Here is a 6,355-nt window from a genome sequence, read left to right on the forward strand (position 1 = left end):
GTTCCTCGGCGTGCTCAGCGGCTTCCTGAATTCCGTTTTCCGGCAAAAGAAGACTTGATGCGAGGATTACCCGATGCAGGCACTGGTACTTGAGAAAAAGGGCGAACTGTCGCTGCGCGAGATCGCGCTGCCGCTCGACGTCGGACCGGACGACGTCAGGATCGCCATTCACACCGTCGGCGTCTGCGGCAGCGACGTGCATTACTACACGCACGGCGCCATCGGCAGCTACATCGTGCGCCAGCCCATGGTGCTCGGCCATGAGGCGTCAGGCACGATCGTCGAGGTCGGCGCCAACGTCGCGAGCCTGAAGGTCGGCGACCGCGTCTGCATGGAGCCCGGCGTGCCGAACCTGTCGTCGCGCGCGACGAAGCTCGGCATCTACAATGTCGATCCGGACGTGCGTTTCTGGGCGACGCCGCCGGTGCATGGCGTGCTTGCGCCTTTCGCAGTGCATCCGGCGGCCTTCACCTACAGGCTGCCGGACAATGTCTCCTTCGCCGAAGGCGCCATGGTCGAGCCCTTCGCCATCGGCATGCAGGCAGCGGCGCGGGCGCGCATCGTGCCCGGCGATGTCGCCGTTGTCGTCGGCTGCGGTCCGATCGGCATCATGATCGCGCTTGCCGCATTGGCCGGCGGTTGCTCGAAGGTGCTGATCTCCGATTTCTCGGCGCCCAAGCTGAAGATCGCCGCGCAGTATCAAGGCATCATGCCGGTCAATATCGGCGAGCAGTCGCTGGTCGACGCCGTCGCGGCCGCGACCGGCGGTTGGGGCGCCGACATCGTATTCGAAGCCAGCGGCAACCCGAAGGCCTTCGCCAATTTGTTCGACATCGTGCGGCCAGGCGGCGCGGTGGTGCTGGTCGGACTGCCGGTGGAACCGGTCAGCCTCGACGTGCCGGCGGCGATCTCGAAGGAGGCGCGCATCGAGACGGTGTTCCGCTACGCCAACATCTTCGACCGCGCCCTGCAGTTGATCGCTTCCGGCAAGGTCGACCTCAAGCCGCTGATCACCGGCACCTATGATTTCTTAGACAGCATCAAGGCGTTCGAGCGGGCGGCGGCAGGCAAACCGCAGGACGTCAAGCTGCAGATCCTGCTTACCGGCGAGAAGGGCTGATCATGTCCGCAATCGTCTGCTCCCATGTCGACAAGGCCTATGGCGCAACCACCGTCATCCGCGACCTCAACCTCAGCATTGAGGAGCATGAATTCGTCGTGTTCCTGGGGCCGTCCGGCTGCGGCAAGTCCACGCTGCTCAGGATGCTCGCCGGGCTGGAGGACATCACTGGCGGCGAGGTGTCGATCGGCGGCAAGGTGGTCAACGACCTCGAGCCCGGCGACCGCGGCATCGCCATGGTGTTCCAGAACTACGCGCTCTATCCGCACATGACGATCTTCGACAACATCGCCTTCGGGCTCAGGCGACAGAAAGTGGCGGCGGCCGAGATCAGGAAACGGGTCGAGGCGGTTGCCAGCACGCTTGGGCTGGAACCCTATCTCGGCCGCAAGCCGACCGAGCTCTCCGGCGGCCAGCAGCAGCGCGTGGCAATCGCACGCGCGATGATCAAGACGCCCAAGGTGTTCCTGTTCGACGAGCCCCTGTCCAACCTCGATGCCAAGCTGCGCAATCACATGCGCATCGAGATCGCAAGGCTGCACCAGTCGTTGAAGACGACGACGGTCTACGTCACCCACGACCAGCTCGAGGCGATGACGCTGGCCGACCGCATCGTGCTGCTCAAGGACGGCGTCATCGAGCAGGTCGGCTCGCCAGCCGAGATCTATCGCCGGCCGGACAATCTGTTCGTGGCCGGCTTCATCGGCACGCCGAACATGAATTTCGTCGAGGTGGCGATCGGCCGGGCCGGAAATGGCTGGACGCTGACCGGCGCCGGAACGGTACTTTCAATAGACGGCTCGGGTTTCCATCTCCAGCACGGTGATCGCGCCATGCTCGGCATCCGGCCTCCCGACCTGAAGACGGCCGGCGCCGATGGCCGGAGCCTCTTGCAGGGCACCGCCGATCTCATCGAATTCCATGGTAACGACGCGCTGGTGACGTTCGGCTCTGGCGGCAGGGAGATCAGCGCGCTGGTGCCGGCCCGCGAATGCCCGGCCTTGCGCACGCCGGTCCGCTACACATTCGACGAGGAAAGCATCCACCTCTTCGACGCGACTTCGGGCGCATCGCTACGCAAGCCGGAACGAAACGGCAGCCTGCTCAGCTGATCGCGTCGAGCGCCTGCCGCTGCCGGTGCATCTCCAGGAAGATGCGGTAGTCGCGGTCGAATCGGGCGCCGGCCGCCGGATTGGCGGCGCGCTTCCTGCCGCCCTGCTGCATGGCGACGCAGGCCGCGTTGAGATCCGGGTAGAGCCCGGCGGCGGTGGCAGCCACCATGCCGGTGCCGAGCAAGACCGCCTCGTCGGCCAGCGGCTCGATGACCGTGCAGCCGGTCGCGTCGGCGTAGAGCTCCATCAGCAGCGGGTTCTTGGTGTGGCCACCGGTAACGTGCAGAGTGTCGATCAGGTAGCCGTTCTCGTTCAGCGCCTCCAGCACGTGACGCACGCCGAGCGCGATGCCGACGGCGGTGCGCCAGTAGAGCTTGCACAGGCTGTCGAAGGAAGAGTCGAGCGTCAGCCCGCTGACGACACCGACGGCGTGCGGGTCGGCCAGCGGCGAGCGGTTGCCATGGAAATCCGGCAGCACGTGCAGTCTCGCCGCCAATGCCTCGCCCTCGGCGGCGCGCAGTTCGGCGACTCGGCTGGCGATCTTCGCATGCATCGCTGTATTCGGCTCGCCACCGGCGCCATGCCAGCGGATGATGTGGTCGAGCAACGCGCCGGTCGCCGACTGGCCGCCTTCCGACAGCCAGAGCGTCGGCAGCGCCGCGCCATAATATGGCCCCCACACGCCGGCGAAGGGCTGCGGGTCGGGCGACATCGCCATGACGCAGGAAGAGGTGCCGGCGATCAGCGCCAGATGCCGGCTGATGTTCTTTTCGTCGCCGGCAAAGCCACCGAGGACGCCGAGCGCGCCGGCATAGGCGTCGATGACGCCGGCGCCGACCCGGCATTTTTCGGTCAGGCCCAGCTCTGCCGCCGCTTGCGCCGTCAACGGGCCGATATCGGCGCCAACCGGACTGGCCTTTTCCGGCAAATTGCCGTGCTCGAACAGGTCGCCGAGGCCAACGGCCTCGAAGAAGTCGCGCCGCCAGCTTGTCTTCTCATGCGCCAGATAGGTCCACTTGGCGGTCAGCGTGCATTGCGAGCGAGCCAGCGAGCCGGTCGCCTTCCAGGTCAGGAAATCAGTGAGGTCGAACAGATAGCCGGCTTCGTTCCATGTTCCGGGCAAATGGCGCTTCAGCCACATGAGCTTGGGCGTCGCCATTTCCGGCGACATGACGCCGCCGATATAATCGAGGACGGCGTGGCCGCTCGCCGTGCATTCGTCGGCTTCGGCGATGGCGCGATGGTCGAGCCAGACGATGGTGTCCCAGCGCTTTTCGCCGGTGACCGAAACACTGAGTTGTTCGCTATCCCTGCCTCGCACCACGAGCGAGCAGGTGGCGTCGAAGGAAATGCCGACGACATCATCGGCCGCGACCCCGGCCTTGGCGACGGCGGCGCGCACGGCCTTGCAGACGGCCGACCAGATATCGCGCGAATCATGCTCGGCGTGATCGGCCTTGGGCTGATGCATGGCGATCGGATGATCGGCGCGCCCGAGCAGGGTGCCACGGGAGTCGAGAATGCCCGCGCGGGCGCTCCCGGTGCCGACATCGACCGCGCAAACGAAACTGTTGGTCAAGATGCTTTTACTCTCGCTCCCAGGCCTGCAATCAGATCGGGCAATTGCAGCATGTCAGCGAATATAAAGTCCGGTTCACTCGACGCAAGCCGCGCTTTCAAGGCGGGGTTGTCGGCATGCGAGCCGCCGGTGAAGGCAAAGACCCGCATCCCCGCCGCGCGGGCCGCGGCGACGCCGGCCGGACTGTCCTCGATGACCAGGCATTTGCGCGGTTTTGCCCGCATGCTGGCGGCGGCATGGAGGAAAAGGTCCGGCGCCGGCTTGCCGCGCTTGACCATGGCGGCGCTGAACAAATGCGGCTCCATCAGCCCGAGCAGCCCGGTGACCTCGAGCGCGTAGCGGATGCGCTCCAGCGTGCCGGAGGACGCGACACAAAAAGGCAGGCCAAGTTTCGGTAGCACCTCCTTGATGCCGGGGATCGGCTTCAATTCCTCACGGAACTTGCGCATCAGGTCGACGCGCATCGTGGTGAGGTGCTGGTCGCTGATCTCGAGCCCAAACTCGCTGCCGAGGATCTCGCGCACGCTCTTCATGCTCTTGCCGAGGAAGTGCTCGTAGGCGGCATCCTCCGAGACCATGCCGCCGGCGAGCGCGATCATGCCGAGCAGTGCCGAGACCGACAGCGCCTCGCTGTCGACCAGCACGCCGTCACAGTCGAAGATGACCAGTTCAGGCGTCATCCTGGCTGCTTCCGGCGGCTTCAGAGCTGGCCGGCGAGATAGCGCGTCAGCGTCTCGCGCGCGCCGTTTGCCCACAAGACGTCGAGCGCATGGGCAAAGGCCTCGGCGAAGGCGGCGGAACGGCCGACATCGCCATAGATGTCCTCCATGGCAAGCCAGGCGCCGGGGGCGTCTTTCGCCGCCCTGGCGGTCGCCCGCAGGCGGTCCCAGCTCGGATCGTTCGGTTCGATGACGGCGCCGCTGTCGGTGGTGCCGAAGCAGTAGCGGCACCACAGCGCGGACTCCAGCGCGAGGCCGGCGACGCCCTTGCCCGCCGTCAGCCGGTCGGCGATGGTCGGAATGATGAATTTCGGCTGCCGGTTGGAGCCGTCGAGGCAGAGCCGGCGGATGGTGTCGCCGATCTTTGGATTGGAGAAGCGGCGCTCGATGAGCTGGTAGTAATCCTCCAGCACCGTATCCGGCACCGGCGGCACGGTCGGGATGATCTCGTCGCGTTCCAGCTTGGCGAGGAAACCGCGAACCAGGGGCTCCTGCATCGCCTCATGCACGAAATGGATGTCCATCAGCCCGGCCGGATAGGCGATCGTGGCATGGCCGCCATTGAGGATGCGGATCTTCATCAATTCGTAGGGCGCGACGTCCTTGACGAACTGCACGCCGACCTTTTCCAGCGGCGGCCGTCCGGCGGTGAAATGATCCTCCAGCACCCATTGCCGGAACGGCTCGCAGAACACCGGCCAGTTGTCCTCCAGCCCGAAATCGCTGGCGAGGATGCCGCGCTCGCGGTCGGTGGTGGCCGGCGTGATGCGGTCGACCATGCCATTTGGAAAGGCGACGTTGTCCTTCACCCAGGTGGCGAGAGCCTCGTCGATCAGCCGCGCCAGGCCGATGACGCCGTCGGAGGTGACGTGGCCGTTATGGGGGATGTTGTCGCAGGACATGACGGTGAACGGCACGATGCCGTCGGCGCGACGGCGCACCAGCCCGGCAAGGATGAGGCCGAACACGGTCTTCGGCGTGGCACCTGCTTGCGCGTCGGCGACGATGTCGGGGTGGGTCGGATTGAACTCGCCGGAAGCCGGATCGATGAAATAGCCGCCTTCGGTGATGGTCAGCGAGACGATCCGGATCGCCGGGTCGGCGAGCTGTTCGATGATCGCGGCGGCTTCGCCCGGCATCAGGAAATCGATCATGCCGCCGGTGACGCGGGCGCTCATATGGCCGGAGTCCTGCTCGACCACCGTGGTTAGCCAGTCCTGCTCCTCGAGCTTGGCGCGGCCGATCTTCTCGCCCGCGAAGACGCCGGCGCCGATCAGCGCCCAATCATGGCCAAGGCCCGCGTTGAACAGGTCGTCGAGATAGACGGCCTGGTGCGAGCGATGAAAGTTGCCGACGCCGAAATGTACGATGCCGGCCTTAAGCCCGGCGCGGTCATAGTTCGGACCGGAGACGTTCGGGGGGAGCTTGGCAAGGTTTGAGGAAGAGAGTTTAACGGTCATCTGCTTTACCCTTTGGCCGATACATGGCCTGACAATTCCCCCGATCCCTCGAGAGAAGGAGCGGCGGTGAGGGGCGGCATCTGCCTGCCAGCATTCTGCTGCCCCTCGCCTGCCCCGGCGGCGGCCTCTCCCCGGAGGCAGGGAGAGGCGCCTTCCCCCTCAACTCATCCCCGTCAACTCATCCATTGGCCGCCATCGACATTGTAGGTCTGGGCGACGATGTATTCGGCCTCTTCGCTGGCCAGGAACACGGCCATGCCGGCGAGGTCTTCCGGCCTGCCCATGCGCCCATATGGCACGCCCTCACCAACCAGCCGCTTCTTCTCTCGAGGGATCGGGGGAATTGTCAGGCCATGTATCGGCCA

General features: G+C 65.6%; 6 protein-coding genes. 2 read left to right on the forward strand and 4 right to left on the reverse strand.

From position 1 onward, the window contains the following. Window positions 1-73: 73 nt before the first annotated feature. Together EN781_RS22485 and ugpC are read left to right on the forward strand one after the other, a co-directional pair. A complete protein-coding gene (locus EN781_RS22485) occupies window positions 74-1,120 on the forward strand; it encodes an NAD(P)-dependent alcohol dehydrogenase (RefSeq protein WP_126057032.1) in 1,047 nt (348 codons plus the stop codon). A 2-nt stretch (window positions 1,121-1,122) separates the two neighbouring features. Then, entirely contained in the window at window positions 1,123-2,232 is a 1,110-nt protein-coding gene (ugpC, locus tag EN781_RS22490) for a sn-glycerol-3-phosphate ABC transporter ATP-binding protein UgpC (protein WP_126057033.1), read from the forward strand. On the opposite strand, the gene EN781_RS22495 is transcribed toward ugpC, so the two are convergent. The 4 genes from EN781_RS22495 to EN781_RS22510 all read right to left on the reverse strand — a co-directional run. Beyond that, a complete protein-coding gene (locus EN781_RS22495; protein WP_126057034.1) occupies window positions 2,225-3,811 on the reverse strand; it encodes an FGGY-family carbohydrate kinase in 1,587 nt (528 codons plus the stop codon). The two genes, ugpC and EN781_RS22495, sit on opposite strands and share 8 nt — an antisense overlap. Further along, on the reverse strand, window positions 3,808-4,491 hold the full coding sequence (locus EN781_RS22500; RefSeq protein WP_126057035.1) for an HAD-IA family hydrolase: 684 nt from the start codon (window positions 4,489-4,491) through the stop codon (window positions 3,808-3,810). The genes EN781_RS22495 and EN781_RS22500 overlap by 4 nt, the downstream gene beginning before the upstream one ends. A 20-nt stretch (window positions 4,492-4,511) precedes the next feature. Beyond that, complete coding sequence (locus tag EN781_RS22505) at window positions 4,512-5,990, reverse strand: mannitol dehydrogenase family protein (RefSeq protein ID WP_127400347.1); 1,479 nt, start codon at window positions 5,988-5,990, stop codon at window positions 4,512-4,514. A 173-nt stretch (window positions 5,991-6,163) separates the two neighbouring features. Next, the coding region (locus EN781_RS22510) for an SDR family oxidoreductase (RefSeq protein ID WP_127400348.1) at window positions 6,164-6,355 on the reverse strand (192 nt) is incomplete at its 5' end.

The sequence above is a fragment of the Mesorhizobium sp. M4A.F.Ca.ET.090.04.2.1 genome (assembly GCF_003999085.1).
Classification (GTDB): Bacteria; Pseudomonadota; Alphaproteobacteria; order Rhizobiales; family Rhizobiaceae; genus Mesorhizobium.

Coding starts and splice junctions, on each gene's coding strand:
- ugpC (WP_126057033.1), top strand. CDS start 1,123: ATGTCCGCAATCGTCTGCTCCCATGTCGACAAGGCCTATGGCGCAACC.
- EN781_RS22500 (WP_126057035.1), bottom strand. CDS start 4,491: ATGACGCCTGAACTGGTCATCTTCGACTGTGACGGCGTGCTGGTCGAC.
- EN781_RS22485 (WP_126057032.1), top strand. CDS start 74: ATGCAGGCACTGGTACTTGAGAAAAAGGGCGAACTGTCGCTGCGCGAG.
- EN781_RS22505 (WP_127400347.1), bottom strand. CDS start 5,990: ATGACCGTTAAACTCTCTTCCTCAAACCTTGCCAAGCTCCCCCCGAAC.